Consider the following 16695-nt stretch of genomic DNA (forward strand, 5'->3'; position numbering starts at 1 on the left):
GTTACTGGCTAATGCCGTAGGACATCAAACGCTGATAACGTCTTTCAATAAGCTCGTCGGTCTCGATATCGGTCAATCGCTCGAGCGTTTCCAATAGATGCTTTTTCAGGTTAGCGGCCATCAGCGCATGGTCACGGTGAGCACCACCTAACGGTTCATCGACGATTTGATCGACCAGACCCAACGCATGCAAGCGATCGGACGTTAGACCCATCGCCTTCGCGGCATCCGGTGCGCGGTCGGCACTTTTCCACAAAATAGAGGCGCAACCTTCTGGCGAAATCACCGAGTAGGTTGAGTATTGCAGCATCATCAATTCATCACATACACCAATCGCTAATGCGCCACCGGAGCCGCCTTCACCCACAACGGTAGCAACAATCGGTGTATTCAGGCGGGACATCGCCGCGAGATTAAATGCGATCGCTTCTGATTGCCCACGCTCTTCGGCATCAATACCCGGATAAGCCCCCGGTGTATCAATAAACGTCAGAATTGGCATCTTAAAACGCTCGGCCATCTCCATCAAACGCAATGCTTTACGGTAACCTTCAGGACGAGGCATGCCGAAATTACGACGTACTTTTTCTTTAACTTCGCGTCCTTTCTGATGCCCAATCACCATCACTGGGCGACCTTCAAGCCGTGCAATACCACCGACCAGCGCTCGATCATCAGCAAAATGACGATCCCCATGAATCTCTTCGAACTCATCAAAGATCATGTCTACATAATCGAGGGTATACGGACGCTGAGGATGACGGGCAATCTGCGAGATCTGCCATTCACTCAGGTCACTAAAAAGCGACTTCGTCAGTGTACGGCTTTTCGCCTGTAACTTTGAGATCTCTTCCTCAATATTCAGTTCATTGTCATCGCCAACCAGACGCAGCTCTTCAATTTTTGCTTCTAGGTCTGCAATTGGCTGTTCAAAATCCAGATAATTGGGATTCATGTATTGATATTCCGTAAGTTCGCTTCGTTCCGGCCGGGACACAGTAGCAACAGAGATCAGCCGACGATAAAAAAGTTGGCCTAATTCTACCCTGTGTCGCGATCAAGAACCAGCCTGAATCAGTAGCGAATCCTGACTGCATCGCCACCAAATTGATCTTTCAGTTTGAGCAAAAGCTCATCCGTTGGTTGCACCTGCCAGGCATCGCCAAGACAGAGGGTTGCTGCCGCATCTTGGCTTTTATAGCGTAACGCAACTGGCATAGTGACTCGCCCTTTATGAGCCTCAAGCAGTGATTCAAAAGCCCTTAAGGGGCGATCTTTCAACTGCACAGCATCACAATCGATCTCTATATGTTGTCCATACCGAGCCCGACACTGGGTTATATCGATAATTTTATTACCGCGCACCTTAAGCTTATCGGTGCCCGAATAGCTATCGATGGTAATTTCACCCTCGATCAGCAGTATGGCATCTTTATTCAATAACGGTCGATATTCATCGTAGGCCTCACCAAATAGGGATATCTCGATGCGGGAGGTTCGATCATCCAAGGTAACAAAGCAGAGCGAATCACCTTTCTTAGTTTTCTTGACCCGCACATCCACCACGAGCCCCAACATCTTCTGTTGCTGTCCCCGCTGCGGCACTAGCTCGGCAATTCGACGCGTAATAAAGTGCGGTAGCTCGGCTTCATACTCATCAATAGGATGACCGGTCACATAGAGACCTAGGGTATCTTTTTCACCCTGCAGACGCTCTTTGTCAGTCCACTGCCGTAGCTTCATGTACTCAGCATAGGGATCTCGAGGCTGCTCGGCTTCGACCTCACCAAACAGGTCGAACATTCCAGCACTCTGATTGCGCTCAGACTGATCTGCCGCTTTAAGCGCCTCGCCAATCGACGCCCAAAGCTGAGCACGATCCGGCCCAAGGTGATCCAACGCGCCTGAACGGACCAAGGCTTCCAAAACTCGTTTATTAAGTTTTTTACTACCCACTCGCTTACAGAAATCGAAGATATCCTTGAACTGACCACCCTCATCGCGAGCGGCCACAATGGCTTCTATGGGTCCTTCACCCACGCCTTTGATTGCCCCCAAACCATAAACAATTTCACCCTTATCGTTAACGGTGAACATGTATTCACCCCAGTTAACGTCGGGCAGCACCAAGGGCAATTTCATGGTGCGACACTCTTCAATAAAGATAACCACCTTATCGGTGTTCTGCATATCGGAAGACAGTACCGCCGCCATAAAAGGCGCTGGATAATGAGTTTTCAACCAAGCGGTCTGGTATGACACCAAGGCATAGGCCGCTGAGTGAGATTTGTTAAAACCATAACCGGCAAATTTTTCCACCAGGTCGAAGATATTCCCAGCCAAATCTGGATCGATGCCATTCGCCGCAGAACCTTCCAAAAACGAGCTTCGCTGCTTCGCCATCTCTTCGGGCTTTTTCTTACCCATCGCTCGACGCAGCATATCTGCACCACCGAGGGTATAACCGGCCATCACCTGGGCGATCTGCATAACCTGTTCCTGATACAGGATAATGCCGTAGGTAGGCTCCAGTACCGGCTGCAGGCTGTCTAACTGGTAATCTGCATGGGGATATGCCAGCTCAGCTTGACCATGTTTTCGTAGAATAAAGTCATCAACCATGCCCGATTGCAGCGGCCCCGGCCGAAACAGCGCTACCAAGGCGACGATATCTTCAAAACGGTCAGGTTTTAGACGACGCACAAGGTCCTTCATACCACTGGATTCGAGCTGGAACACCGCGGTGGTTTCCGCCGACTTGAGCAACTCAAAGGTCGCGGGATCTTCCAAGTCAATTAGAGCAATATTCAGCGGTTCTTCACCGGTTTTGGCCCGAATACGGTCGATGGTTTTCACCGCCCAGTCCACGATGGTTAAGGTACGCAGCCCCAAGAAGTCGAACTTAACCAGTCCGGCCTCCTCCACATCGCTCTTATCAAACTGGGTCACCAAGCCATGACCAAATTCATCACAGTAGGTAGCGGAGAAATCGGTCAACTTAGTTGGTGCGATGACCACACCACCGGCGTGCTTACCCACGTTACGGGTCAGGCCTTCCAACTTAAGGGCCATCTCCATAATTTCTTGCGCTTCTTCGCTAGACTCGACGAATTCCTTCATCAAGGGTTCTTCAACCATCGCACGGGTCAGCGTAATACCCACTTCAAACGGAATCAGCTTAGACAGTTTATCTGCCAAGCCAAAGGGCTTACCTTGCACACGGGCTACGTCACGCACCACCGCTTTAGCGGCCATGGTACCAAAGGTGACAATCTGCGATACCGCATCTCGACCATAGGTCTCAGCCACATAGTCGATCACGCGGTCGCGGTTATCCATACAGAAGTCAATATCGAAGTCAGGCATCGATACCCGTTCAGGGTTAAGGAATCGCTCGAATAGCAGATCGTATTCTAGTGGGTCTAGATCGGTGATTTTCTGCGCATAGGCGACCAGTGACCCCGCACCCGACCCTCGACCCGGGCCAACGGGCACGCCGTTATCCTTGCCCCACTGAATAAAGTCCATCACGATCAGGAAATAACCGGGGAAACCCATCTGGGTAATGATATCGAGCTCAAATCGCAACCGTTCTTCATAAGGACGACGTTTTTCCGCGTAGTCTGGATCATTCTTATCCAGCAGAATTTCCAGCCGATCTTCCAGGCCTTTCCAAGACACCTCCGCGAAGAACTCATCCATCGTTACCCCTTCAGGGATAGGATATTTCGGTAGATAATAGGTCCCCAGATCCAACTCAACGTTACAACGCTTAGCAATCTCGACGGTATTGGTAACCGCCGCAGGTATATCGCTAAACAGCTCAGCCATCTCTTCAGCCGTTCGCAGATATTGCTGATCACTATAATGCTTCGGCCGATGAGGGTCTTCGAGTGTGCGTCCTTGGTTGATACAAACGCGTACCTCATGGGCCTCAAAATCTTCCGGGCGTAGAAACATCACTTCATTGGTTGCCACCAAGGGGCAGCCCGTGTCATGGGCTAACTGAACCGTTGCATGCACACAACTTTCATCACCGGGGCGACCAGTACGCTGAATCTCTAGATAGAAGCGATCAGGAAATACGGCTTGCCACTGCGCCAGAACAGCATGGGCAGAATCGTTATCAGCTAACGCCCGACCTATTTCGCCATCTTTAGCACCGGACAACGCGATCAGTCCCGCAGAGCGCTCCGCAATCCAACCTCGTTTCAACAGCGCTAGCTCTGGCTGAATATTTTGACCTTTCTCATAGGCCAGAGAAATCAACTCCATCAGGTTACGATAACCCTGATCATTCATCGCCAATAGCGTCATTCGATGAGGCGTACCCTCAGGGTCCGCGTCATTTTCGATCCAAATATCAGCCCCAAAAATGGGTTTAATACCTGCACCGGTGGTGGCTTTGAAGAATTTAATCAAGGCGAACAGGTTAACCTGATCCGTAATAGCGATCGCCGGAATCTGCTGCTCTTTCGCCACATTAACCAGTTCTTTAATACGAACAAGTCCATCAACCAGTGAAAACTCGGTATGCAGACGGAGATGTACAAATGCCGGATCAGTCATTTCAACTCGTTTAATCAATTATGTCAGTGTTTAACGCTAGTCGCTCAGCCACCGGTTTGAAGCTGCGACGGTGCTCAGGCAGCGGGCCTAATCGACGCAGTTGTTCCATATGCAGGGCGGTTGGATACCCTTTATGCTTAGCAAAACCATAACCCGGATGACATTGGTCCAATGCCACCATTTCCCGATCACGATAAACTTTTGCCAAAATTGAAGCAGCACTAATTGCGGGCTCTTTTAGATCCCCCTTCACGATCGCTTGCGCTTCACAGGGCAAACCCGGCGGACAACGATTACCATCAATCAAGGCAAGGTCAGGCGTCACACTTAAGCCCAATACCGCCCGCTGCATCGCCAACATGGTCGCATGCAAAATATTTAACTGATCAATCTCTTCGGGAATCGCCCAAGCGATCGACCACGCCAGCGCACGCGCTTGAATCAACGGAAACAGCTGTTCACGTTTTTTCTCAGATAGTTTTTTCGAGTCGGTTAAGCCTTCGATGGGTCGACTAGGGTCCAAAATGACCGCTGCCGCAACCACATTACCGACTAACGGGCCACGCCCTACTTCATCAACCCCCGCAATCAAACGTGCGGCCGACGAATTAAGCCTCTGCTGTGCCATCTTGCCCCCCGTGGGATGCTAATAAGCGCACGATTGCATCGACGGCCTTTTTGCTCGCATCTTGACGCAACTGCTGATGGATCTCGCTAAAGCGCTGCTTTAACTCACTCCGCCCATCACTATCGATCAAGGCCTGCTCAACGGCGGGGCCTAATATCTCTGGTCGCACATCATTTTGCAGAATTTCTGGCACCAGCGGCGCATCCGCCAATAAATTGGGCAACGAAATATACTCACTACTAACCAAGCGAGAGAGAATTCCATAGGTCAACGGTGCCATCCGGTAGGCCACCACCATAGGCTTCTTCAATAACAACGCCTCCAAAGTTGCAGTCCCCGACGCGATTAACACCGCATCGCACGCCGTTAATACTTCACGGGAACGTTTTAGAACCAACACAATGGGTAGATCACTGTATTGACGATCAATCAATTCGCTTAGATGATCATAGCGCTCTTGATTCGCCGCCGGCACGACAAATACCAGATCAGCGTGCCGTTTCAACAACCAACGTGCCGTATCTAAAAAAGGCTCAGCTAAATATTTAAGCTCGCCACCACGACTACCGGGCATCAGCGCCACTATCCGTTGACCATGGGGGAGTTTAAGATCGGAACGAGCGGCACTCTGATCAGGCTCAAGGGGAATCATATTGGCTAAAGGATGGCCGACAAATTCTACCAACATACCGTGACGTTGATAAAATTTTGCCTCAAAGGGGAACAGGGTCAGCATTAAATCGGTCGTTTTAAGTATCTTAAACACCCGCTTACTACGCCATGCCCAAACGGAAGGACTAACGTAATGCACAGTAGGAATACCGGCTTGGCGTAATTTACCTTCTAGATTTAAGGTAAAATCAGGGGAATCGATACCAATAAAGATATCCGGCGGTTGCTGGATAAAATGCTTTACTAGGGCTTTACGAATGCCAAGCAACTCTCTCAGTCGACCCAACACCTCAACCAGCCCCATGACCGACAAACGCTCCATAGGATGCAAACTGACACAGCCTTCAGCCTGCATCAATTCACCACCAATACCTTCAACCGTTATCTCGGGAAAACGATGATTAAGTTCAGCCAGAAGCTCGGCACCCAGAATATCACCGGATGCCTCACCGGCAACGATACCAATACGCAGGGTACTCATATCCTAACGAATGATGCCTCGAGTTGAAGCCTTGAGTGAATCGGACAGTAGCTTGATCTCAGGAGTATCAATGACTAGCCGTTCCAATTGTGAAATCGCCTCATCAAGTTTCAACCCCTGACGGTAGATGATTTTATAAGCACGCTTGACATTCTGAATCGCAGCGGGCGAGAAGCCGCGGCGTTTCAAACCTTCAGCATTGATACCATGGGGCTGAGCACTATTACCATTGGACATAACAAACGCCGGAATATCCTTAAGCACCACGCTCCCTGCACCACACATACTGTGCGACCCAATCAAACAAAACTGATGCACAGCAGTGAAGCCACCGAGAATAATATGATCACCGAGATGAACATGCCCTGCCAAGGCGCAGTTATTCGCTAGAATATTATGATCACCAACGATGCAGTCATGGGCAACATGCACGTTAGCCATAAAGAGGTTATGGCTGCCAATGATAGTAATACTGTTATCTTGAATCGTACCCCGGTGAACCGTGCAACCTTCTCGAAAGACATTATTGTCTCCGATTAACAGCTCGGTGGGTTCACCGTTATACTTTTTATCCTGACAGTCTTCGCCAATACTAGCAAACTGATAGATATGGTTATCAGAGCCGATTTTTGTCGGCCCCTTAATAACCACATGGGAATGAATTTTGGTCCCAGGACCGACCTCAACGTTAGGGCCGATAACAGTCCATGGTCCCACTTCAACATCATCAGCCAGACGGGAGGACGGGTCAATAATGGCCGTGGAGTGGATCAAATCTACACCTTTCTATCTGCGCAAAGAATGGTTGCTGAACTGGCTATTTCACCATCAACGGTAGCACGGACATCAAATTTCCAGATACCACGCTTTTCTGAAATAATCTTCGCTTCCAGCTGCAGCCTGTCTCCAGGTACAACGGGACGCTTGAAACGTACTTTATCAGAACCGACGAAATAGTATATTGAACCATCTTCCGGGGTTTTTTCCATGGTTTTAAAGCCCAGAATACCGGCAGCCTGCGCCATTGCCTCAATAATGAGAACGCCTGGCATCACCGGATGATCCGGAAAATGGCCGTTGAAAAAGTTCTCATTCACAGTGACATTTTTATAGGCAACGATTGACTCACCCGGGACCAACTCAACCACTCTGTCGACCAGAAGGAAGGGGTAGCGGTGAGGTAAATATTTGCGGATCTCTTTTACATCCATCATCATTCAGGCTGACCTTCAGTATGCTGCTTTACAAATTTCTCTAAACTTTTAACCCGACGAGATAGTTCGTCCAAATGACGAAATCTCACCGCATTTCGCTTCCATTGCTGATGCGGTTCCATCACTGTGCCTGATGAAAACGCTCCGGCTTCCAAGATCGACTTACTGACCATGGTCATCGCCGTAATGTGGGTACCATCGGCAATGCTTAGGTGCCCAGCGATACCGCAAGCCCCTGCGATAGTACAGTTTTTACCTATCCGAGTGCTGCCCGCGATAGCCGAACAAGCCGCTATCGCCGTATTATCACCAATATTAACGTTATGACCGACCTGAATCTGATTATCAAGAATCACACCATGCCCAATCACTGTGTCATCTAAAGCGCCTCGGTCGATCGTCGTATTAGCACCCACTTCAACACGATCGCCTAATCGAACACCGCCTAACTGATATATCTTAAGCCATTCACCCTGATTATTGGCAAAACCAAAACCATCCGCACCGATCACAGCACCACTATGAATAACACAGTTAGCACCTATTACAGTCTTATTGTACAGGGTTACATTCGCAGCAATACGAGTATTTTCACCGATCACACAATCGGGTCCAATAACACTATTCGCACCGACCTTCACTCCGGCACCAATAACAGAACGCGCATCAACCATTGTATGCGGACCTATGGCCACACGCTCGCCAATAACGGCAGAATCGCTGATCACCGCCAACGGGCTAATAACACTTTCAGCCTGCTGCTCGCAAAACAATGCCGTTGCACGAGCATAAGCGATATAAGGGTCTGCCACTACCAAGGCAATTGATGATACGTCATCCCGATGCTCAGGTCGCACTAATACAGCACCAGCCTGCGACACTGATAAGTGTTGCTGATAACGTCCGCTATGCAAAAAAGACAGCTGATGTTCAGTGGCCGACTCAAGCGTTCCGATACCATCGATCAGATGATTCGAAACAACCGTCTCTGCACCTAGCAGACCTGCCAGTTCAGACACGGTAAAGCGTGGCTTAGCCATAGATCACTTACTTCTTATTCAGTAATTCGACAACCCGAGGAGTAATATCGAGTTCTGGCTTCGCATAAATCGTGGCTTGTTTATTCACCACTAAATCATAACCTTCGCTTTTGATTAGATCACGAATAACGGCATCGAGCTTAGGGCGCATATCTTTCAAAAACCCCTCTTCACGGGCACGCTGCTTCTGCTGCAACACCTGACCTAAGCGCTGATATTCACCATAAGCTTTCTGAAATTGAACACGCTGCTGGTCTTGTACCTCTTTTGACTGAGTACCCGCACCTTTCTGAATAGCATCTTGAAGTTTCTTTGCCTGCCCTTCCAACTCTAACAACTGCTTTTGTTCACTGCTAAATTCAGTTTTCAATTTTTCACGAAACGTATCAGCGGCCTTACTGCTCAGCAACGCTTGCTGCACACTCAGGGTGGCTACTTTTTCAGCCATCGCATTGAAGCTCAGCACTACACCGAGAATAACTACCAGTGGTCGAAACATTTTTTTCTCCTTAGAACGTTTTGCCAAGTGCAAACTCAAAGAATTGCTCATCATCATCTTCTTCAGCATTCAATGCTTTCGCTAGAGCAATAGAGATCGGTCCAATCGGGGTTAACCAACTAAAACCGAAGCCGGTCGAATAACGTAAGTCTCCAAGATCAATACCGTTTTCACAGTTACTACTCACAACAGGGCAATCTGTTTGAAAGACGTTACCGGCGTCAACAAAGAATAACGTTCGCATGGAACTCGAATCTTTTATAAAAGGTACGGGGAAGATCAACTCGGCACTCAGATCAAGCGCCACATTACCGCCAAAGGGATCATCGTTAGAGTCTTCTGGCCCTAATGAGTTCGAGTCAAACCCTCTCACTGAGCTTAAACCGCCGCTATAATAGTTCTTAAAGAATGGATACTCATTGTCGCTAAGCTTACCCGCAAAGGCTACACGACCACGCAAAGAACCAATCAAACCCTCTTTATTTGCCGTTAACGGCATATAGATACGGCCTTTATACTGTTCTTTATGATAGGACAGGTCACTACCGGGAATACCAATCTCGATAGATGCACTCTGGGAATAACCATTCGTTGGGAAAACTTTCCGGTTTAGGTGATTATCACTCCACCCTAAACTCACATTAAAGATTTGGTACTCATCACCTTCGTTTTGAATAAACTCATAAACTTCCTGAGATGTTGTACCCGAAATGGTTTTAACCTTTACCCCCTCGTAGTTCAATCCGAAGTTCAAGCGCTGGTAATCATCCATGGGGTAACCAAAATTAACGCCGGCCCCAATAGTATCTGTGGAGTAGTTACTTATGTTTTCCTCTTCATAGTCCGTTTCACGAGAGTAAATATTATAACCACGGCTCACACCATCAACAGTGTAATAAGGTTCAACGTAACTAAATTTATATTCGGTCACGGTATCACTCTGAGTAATACCAAAGCCGACACTATTACCCGAACCTAAGAAGTTTTCCTGTTCAACACTCAGATTCAGAATACCACCACTGGTCTGGGAGAAACCCACACTGGCAGTAAAGTTACCGGTATTGTCTTCGATAACACTGTATTCCAAATCAACCAAATCATCAGTTCCCGGCACAGGTACTGTCTCAACATTGACATCTTTAAAATAACCGGTTTGATCAATTCGCTGCTTCGAACGCTCTATCGCAGCAGAAGAGACGAGTCCGCCTTCTAACTGAGACATAGAACGTCGAGCTACCGCATCTGCAGTTTTGGTATTACCTTTAATAGAAACGCGGCGCACATATGTCTGTTTACCCGGCGCAACAAAGAACTGTAAGTTAACGGTATTATCATCATTAACCTGCGGCACTGGGCTCACATTAGCAAAAAGATAACCTTTATCTCCTAGCTTACGAATCAACGCTTCCTGAGACTCTGTCATTTCACGACGAGAAAACGTTGTCCCCTCAACGACGGTGATCGCATCCAGTAATTCTTGTTTATCAACGACTAACTCACCGGCCACAGAAACACCTGCGACAGTAAACTTCTCGCCCTCCGTCACACTGACGGTGATATAAACGTGTTTTTTATCAGGTGACAGGGAGACCTGCGAGGAATCAATAGCAAAATTGATATATCCACGATCGAGATAGAATGAGCGCAAACGTTCTAGGTCACCAGATAATTTTTCCCGAGCGTATTTATCTGAGTCACTAAAAAAATCCCAGAAACCTGGGAGTTTTAGAGAGAAATCGTCTTTTAACTCTTCATCACTAAAGACCGTATTACCAACAATATTGACATGCTGAATGGTGGCTACTTTGCCCTCTTTAATATCAATATTCAGTGCTACTCGGTTTTCACTCAGCGGCTCAATTTCCGCTTGAATATCAGCACCATAACGCCCCTGGCCCGCATATAACCGCAGCAGATCCTGACGAATCTTATCCAATGTCGCACGCTTAAACACGTCACCTTCGCGCAGCCCATTTTGCTTCAGGCCGTCCAGTAGAACATCATCCTCTATGACTTTATTACCCTCAAGACGAATAAGGCTAATAGCTGGGCGTTCCTGCACATAAACCACCAGTACATTACCTTCACGAGCAATCCGGATATCATCAAAATAACCGGTACGAAATACTCGACGGGTCGCCTCAGCAATATCCCCTTGATCGACGCTTTGCCCTGAATCAATATCAAGGTTACGAAGCACCAAGCCTGGTTCAACTCGTTGCAACCCTTTCAGGCGCACGTCGTCGACAGTGAATGATTGTGCCACAGCGACCGATGTATAAAGGGCCAGGGAAAAAGAAGTCCGAATCTGATCTTCATGTACTGGTTCTTATATTAAAAGAGAAAATTTAAAGTCGCATTAGATCATTAAAAATAGCGACGCCCATAAGCGAAAACAAAACGGCCATACCTAGCCTTAAGCCAACCATCTGTACCTTCTCAGATACAGGTCGCCCCCGAAAAAACTCAACTGCATAATACAACAGATGACCGCCATCCAACATTGGAATTGGCAAGAGGTTAAGAATACCAAGACTAATACTCAAATATGCTAAAAAGCCAGCAAAAGCTTCAACGCCCGAAGCCGCTGAAGCCCCGGCCACTTTAGCAATGGTTATCGGCCCACTCAAGTTTTTTACCGATAAGATACCTTTGAGCATTTTCCAAATAGAATCAAGCGTTAGGCTAATCATCTGCCACGTTTTCGAAACCGCATGACTAATCGACTCAAACACACCATAACGAACCTGACGCAGCATCTCTGGAGGCCAGGCAACCGCCGCTACTCCAGCGCCTATATAGCCAACGACCCCACTCTCTTCAAGCTTATCTGCCGGGGTAATATTCAATGACAATGGCTGACCATTGCGCTCCACTGTCACATCCAGTGTTTGCCCCGGGTGCTGACGCACGATCGTCACTAACTGTAGCCATTCTGATACTGGCATATCATCTATTGCTGTCACTTTATCACCGGCCAGCAAACCGGCCTTACCCGCCGCCCCCTCTGGCACCACTTGACCAATCACCGCTGGATACACCGGACGAAACGGCTGAACACCCAAGGCCGACAACGGACTCTGCGTTTCAGGATCAAAATGCCAGCCCTTCAAGTCAAGTCGATATTCCCGCCGAGCACCATTGACACTTTGGCGCGCCTCTAATGGCACAATAGTTGATTCACCGATATAGGTTGCCAGTGCTAGATTCACATCATCCCAAGAACGGGTCTCGCGGCCAGCGACCGACATGATTTCAAACCCTACCTGCAGGCCTGCCTGCTCAGCCACACTCGCAGCAGTAACACCACCAATCACCGGCGCAACTTTTTCAACGCCCGAGACAAACATTGCCCAGTACACGAGTACCGCAAAAATCAGATTAACCACTGGCCCAGCCGCCACGATAGCAATACGCTGCAATACGGGTTTACGGTTAAATGTTTGATCTAACAGCTCGGGATCGACATCGCCTTCCCGCTCATCTAGCATCGAGACGTATCCGCCCAAGGGAATCATAGCAATAACATATTCAGTATCTAGCCGGTCACGCCAGCGTAGCAGCGGCTTACCAAAACCAACAGAAAATCGTAAAACTTTAACGCCACAACGCCGAGCCACCCAAAAGTGACCATACTCATGGATCGTTACCAGAATACCGAGGGTAACAATCAGCGCCAAGACAGTATTAAGAATATCCATCATTCCTCAAATCAACTTATCGACAACAGATGCAAACAGAGCACAAATACAGGAGCGGCCGCCGTAATACTATCAATCCGGTCTAAAATACCGCCATGCCCAGGTAATAAACGACTACTGTCTTTAATGCCTCGATGTCGCTTCAACATACTTTCAAACAGATCGCCCAAAACAGAAGCGACACCCGCTAACATCGCTATCAGCATCAGATAGACTCCTGTAAGCAGATCAAGTTCAAGATAGATAACAAAACAGAATGAGATAACCGCACATGATGCCAATCCGCCCCACAGACCTGCACGGGTTTTGCCCGGGCTTACGTTCGGTGCCAGCTTTGCTCGCCCCCACGTTTTACCCGCAAAATAAGCACCAATATCGGCACCCCAAACAAGCAAAAGCAACATCAGCAACAATACCACACCGTTAGACTGGTGCTGCAAATGAACTAACGCCATCCAGCTCGAGGTTAACACCAGCACGCCAATCAACGACCGCTGCCAAACCGATTGCCAGCCACTCGCAAGGGGGTAACGCACCACCCAAAAGACAGCGATCAGCCAAAAAAGAGCGGTTAGCCAAAGAAAATCAGCAAAATCAGCATTCGGTGAGTAATAGTTCAGTGCTGCAATTAACGCTGCAATCAGGGAGGTATATGCAAGTCGAGCGGTCGCGGGAATCAGACCGGACAGATTAGCCCATTCCCAAGCGCCAAGTAAGATAATACCGGCGACAAACAACTTAAAAACGTCAAAGCTGGAGAGAAAAAGCCCCGCCAAAACCACCGGAGCTAACAGGACTGCGGTCCAGATTCTCTCTTTAAGCATTCTCAGCCTCTATCTGTTCACTGGTTTTACCAAAGCGTCGCTCGCGATTAGCGTAGCTTTCAATCGCAGCACCCAGTGCAAATTTATCAAAATCAGGCCATAACAAATCACTAAAATAGTATTCGCTATAAGCCATCTGCCAAATTAAAAAGTTACTAATGCGCTGCTCACCCGCCGTCCGAATACACAGATCAGGAGCCGGCTGATCATTCAAACAGACCATCGAACCTAGCAGGTCGGCATCCAGTTGATCAGGGGTAAAATGTCCGTCAACGCACTCCTGAGCAAAGCGTTGTGCTGCCTGAACAATATCCCATCGACCGCCATAATTGGCCGCCACATTGATCATCAATCCGGTATTCGCGGCTGTTAACTGTTCAGCTTTATCAATTTTCTTTTGTAACGAGCGGCTAAAACGACTTTTATCACCGATAACCCGCATCCGAATATTATGCTTATGAAGCTTCTTAACTTCACGATCAAGCGCTAACGCGAACAGCTCCATCAACCCTTTAACTTCAAGAGGTGGTCGCTGCCAGTTTTCGCTACTAAAGGCAAACAGAGTCAATACTTCAACGCCCAGCTCCGCACAACCGCGCACAACACTGCGAACACTATCAACACCTGCCCGATGGCCGGCAAGACTTCCCTTACCATTCTTTTTTGCCCAGCGGTTATTGCCATCCATGATGATAGCAATATGACGAGGAACAGATCTGCCTGCAGGCAAGCTGAGTTGTAATTTTTCAGACATATCAGTTGCCGGCAGCCGCAGCCGCCGGCTATTCCCTATCAAATTTCCATCAAATCCGCTTCTTTATCCTGAAGCAACTTATCCACATCAGCGATAAATTTGTCCGTCAGCTTTTGAATCTGATCCTCACCACGACGGGCATCATCTTCAGTCACTTCCTTCTCCTTCAGAAGATCCTTAATATCGCCATTAGCATCGCGACGAATATTACGGATAGATACCCGACCATTTTCAGCTTCTGTGACGCGCTTGGCGAATATAACCTTTACGCGTTTCTTCAGTCAGCGCAGGCATAGGCACTCGAATAACAGCGCCAGCGGTAGATGGGTTCAAACCGAGATCAGACTTCATGATCGCCTTCTCAATATCTGGCACCAGATTCGACTCCCATGGGGAGATAGACAACGTCCGGCCATCCTCAACACTGATATTGGCTACTTGGCTTAATGGCACAGCAGAACCGTAATAACTAATATGTACGGTTTCCAAAATACTAGGATGTGCACGACCCGTACGAATCTTTCTCAGATTTGTTGCTAAAGCCTCTAAGCTTTTACCCATGCGTTCTTGGGCATCCTGAGCGATCTCATTCAGCATATATATCTCCTACCGTCGCATTATTATCAATGACGGTTCCTTCGTCGCTACCAACAATCAGGTTGGCAAGCGCACCTGGTTTATTCATATTGAAAACCCGAACCGGCATATCATGGTCCCGGGCCAAACAAATTGCAGTCAGATCCATAACACCCAACTGTTTATCCAGCGCCTCATCAAATGTCAGATGCATATAACGCTTGGCAGACGGGTCTTTCATTGGATCTGCGGTATACACACCATCAACTTTGGTGGCTTTAATCACAACATCCGCATCGATTTCAATGCCTCGTAAACAGGCGGCAGAATCTGTTGTGAAAAACGGGTTACCGGTTCCCGCAGAAAAAATAACAACGTCACCCTGAGCTAGGTAACGGACCGCATTACGGCGATCATAATCATCAACCACGCCGCGCATCGGTATCGCAGACATCACGCGGGTTGCTATATTACATCGTTCGAGGGCATCGCGCATCGCTAAGGCATTCATCACGGTCGCCAGCATCCCCATATGGTCACCGGTTACCCGGTCAAGACCCGCGGCACTCAAAGCAGCACCACGAAAAAGGTTGCCGCCGCCAATCACCATGCCTATCTGAACACCTATACCGACCAATTGGCCGATTTCAAGCGCCATGCGGTTCAGCACTTTGGGGTCAATCCCGAAATTGCCTTCGCCCATCAGGGCTTCGCCACTTAATTTAAGAAGTATACGTTTGTATTTGGAATGCTTATTTGAGGCAGGCATCGGTATCGTCTCCACCCAGACTGAGTTCGCACCAGTGTAACAAGAAAAAAACAGATTGCGCACCCAGAACGGGCACGCAATCTTCACAGGGTTAGATTAACCCTTCAGTTGCTCAGCAACTTCAGCAGCAAAGTCTTTATGCTCGACTTCGATACCTTCACCCACAGCGATGCGGGTGAAAGAAGCAACAGAAGCGCCAGCATCTTTAACCAACTGACCCACTTTCACATCTGGATTTTTAACGAACGGCTGTTCTACCAGGCTGTTTTCAGCCAGGAACTTGTTGATACGACCAACAACCATTTTTTCAGCGATTTCTGCAGGCTTACTAGCCATATCAGGCTGAGCCAGAATAATTTCTTTCTCTTTAGCCACAACATCAGCAGGCATGTCGTCTTTGCTAACGACCTGAGGATTAACCGCAGTAACATGCATCGCAACGTCTTTTGCCAACTCAGCATTACCGCCAGCCAAAGCAACAATCGCAGCTAGAGTACCGGTACCGTGAACATAGGCAGCAACGGTTTCGCCTTCTACAATCAGAACGCGACGAACACTGATGTTCTCGCCGATTTTCTGAACCAGCGCATCACGCACGTCAGTCAGCTCACCCGCCATCAATGCTGCGACATCAGTTTGCTTATCAGCAAACGCTTTTTCCAGCACTGTGTTAGCGAAAGTCGTGAAGTTTTCATCACGCGCAGCGAAGTCAGTTTCAGAGTTAATTTCAACGGCAACAGCATAGCTATTGTCATCAGCAACTTTAGCAACAACGATACCTTCAGCAGCTGTACGACCTGACTTTTTAGCCGCTTTCATGCCAGACGCTTTACGCAGATCTTCAATCGCCTTGTCTACATCGCCATCAGCAGCTGCCAGCGCTTTTTTACACTCCATCATGCCGAGACCGGTACGATCGCGCAGCTCTTTTACCTGCTTAGCGGAGAACTTTGCCATTTGGTTTTACC

Annotated in this window: 14 protein-coding genes and 1 pseudogene; all 15 read right to left on the reverse strand. The window is 48.3% G+C overall.

Annotated elements, in window-relative coordinates; translation table 11 throughout:
• Nucleotide 1 precedes the first annotated feature (1 nt).
• The 15 genes and pseudogenes from accA to tsf all read right to left on the reverse strand — a co-directional run bounded on the left by accA (nt 2) and on the right by tsf (nt 16684).
• The gene (gene accA, locus AC0L4K_RS16505) at nt 2–955 is read right to left on the reverse strand and encodes an acetyl-CoA carboxylase carboxyl transferase subunit alpha (RefSeq protein ID WP_417223639.1); all 954 of its coding nucleotides are present in this window, start codon (nt 953–955) and stop codon (nt 2–4) included.
• A 119-nt stretch (nt 956–1074) separates the two neighbouring features.
• Nucleotides 1075–4569: a DNA polymerase III subunit alpha gene (dnaE, locus tag AC0L4K_RS16510; RefSeq protein ID WP_473267229.1), complete on the reverse strand. Its 3495-nt coding sequence runs from the start codon at nt 4567–4569 to the stop codon at nt 1075–1077.
• Nucleotides 4570–4579: 10 nt separating this feature from the next.
• Complete coding sequence (rnhB, locus tag AC0L4K_RS16515) at nt 4580–5197, reverse strand: ribonuclease HII (protein ID WP_473267231.1); 618 nt, start codon at nt 5195–5197, stop codon at nt 4580–4582.
• The gene (lpxB, locus tag AC0L4K_RS16520) at nt 5178–6350 is read right to left on the reverse strand and encodes a lipid-A-disaccharide synthase (RefSeq protein WP_417223633.1); all 1173 of its coding nucleotides are present in this window, start codon (nt 6348–6350) and stop codon (nt 5178–5180) included. Before lpxB ends, rnhB begins: the two co-directional genes overlap by 20 nt.
• A gap of 3 nt (nt 6351–6353) precedes the next feature.
• Nucleotides 6354–7124 carry an acyl-ACP--UDP-N-acetylglucosamine O-acyltransferase gene (gene lpxA, locus AC0L4K_RS16525; protein WP_417223632.1) on the reverse strand — a complete coding sequence of 257 codons (771 nt, stop codon included), beginning with the start codon at nt 7122–7124 and terminating at the stop codon, nt 6354–6356.
• A gap of 2 nt (nt 7125–7126) precedes the next feature.
• Nucleotides 7127–7567, reverse strand: a complete 441-nt coding sequence (gene fabZ / locus AC0L4K_RS16530) for a 3-hydroxyacyl-ACP dehydratase FabZ (RefSeq protein WP_417223630.1) — start codon at nt 7565–7567, stop codon at nt 7127–7129.
• Complete coding sequence (gene lpxD / locus AC0L4K_RS16535; RefSeq protein WP_473267233.1) at nt 7564–8604, reverse strand: UDP-3-O-(3-hydroxymyristoyl)glucosamine N-acyltransferase; 1041 nt, start codon at nt 8602–8604, stop codon at nt 7564–7566. The genes fabZ and lpxD overlap by 4 nt, the downstream gene beginning before the upstream one ends.
• 7 nt (nt 8605–8611) lie before the next feature.
• Nucleotides 8612–9103: an OmpH/Skp family outer membrane protein gene (locus AC0L4K_RS16540; RefSeq protein ID WP_417223627.1), complete on the reverse strand. Its 492-nt coding sequence runs from the start codon at nt 9101–9103 to the stop codon at nt 8612–8614.
• A gap of 10 nt (nt 9104–9113) precedes the next feature.
• A complete protein-coding gene (gene bamA / locus AC0L4K_RS16545) occupies nt 9114–11369 on the reverse strand; it encodes an outer membrane protein assembly factor BamA (protein WP_473267234.1) in 2256 nt (751 codons plus the stop codon).
• 82 nt (nt 11370–11451) lie between these two features.
• Nucleotides 11452–12804, reverse strand: a complete 1353-nt coding sequence (rseP, locus tag AC0L4K_RS16550) for a sigma E protease regulator RseP (RefSeq protein WP_473269240.1) — start codon at nt 12802–12804, stop codon at nt 11452–11454.
• An 11-nt stretch (nt 12805–12815) separates the two neighbouring features.
• The gene (locus tag AC0L4K_RS16555) at nt 12816–13628 is read right to left on the reverse strand and encodes a phosphatidate cytidylyltransferase (RefSeq protein ID WP_473267236.1); all 813 of its coding nucleotides are present in this window, start codon (nt 13626–13628) and stop codon (nt 12816–12818) included.
• The gene (gene uppS / locus AC0L4K_RS16560) at nt 13621–14382 is read right to left on the reverse strand and encodes a polyprenyl diphosphate synthase (RefSeq protein ID WP_473267238.1); all 762 of its coding nucleotides are present in this window, start codon (nt 14380–14382) and stop codon (nt 13621–13623) included. The genes AC0L4K_RS16555 and uppS overlap by 8 nt, the downstream gene beginning before the upstream one ends.
• A gap of 38 nt (nt 14383–14420) precedes the next feature.
• A pseudogene (frr, locus tag AC0L4K_RS16565) lies at nt 14421–14979 on the reverse strand (ribosome recycling factor).
• Nucleotides 14969–15727 carry a UMP kinase gene (pyrH, locus tag AC0L4K_RS16570; RefSeq protein ID WP_215951329.1) on the reverse strand — a complete coding sequence of 253 codons (759 nt, stop codon included), beginning with the start codon at nt 15725–15727 and terminating at the stop codon, nt 14969–14971. Before pyrH ends, frr begins: the two are co-directional and overlap by 11 nt.
• Nucleotides 15728–15823: 96 nt before the next feature.
• Nucleotides 15824–16684 carry a translation elongation factor Ts gene (gene tsf, locus AC0L4K_RS16575; protein ID WP_473267240.1) on the reverse strand — a complete coding sequence of 287 codons (861 nt, stop codon included), beginning with the start codon at nt 16682–16684 and terminating at the stop codon, nt 15824–15826.
• Nucleotides 16685–16695 lie beyond the last annotated feature (11 nt).

Source organism: Amphritea sp. GJ51-11 (assembly GCF_055808735.1).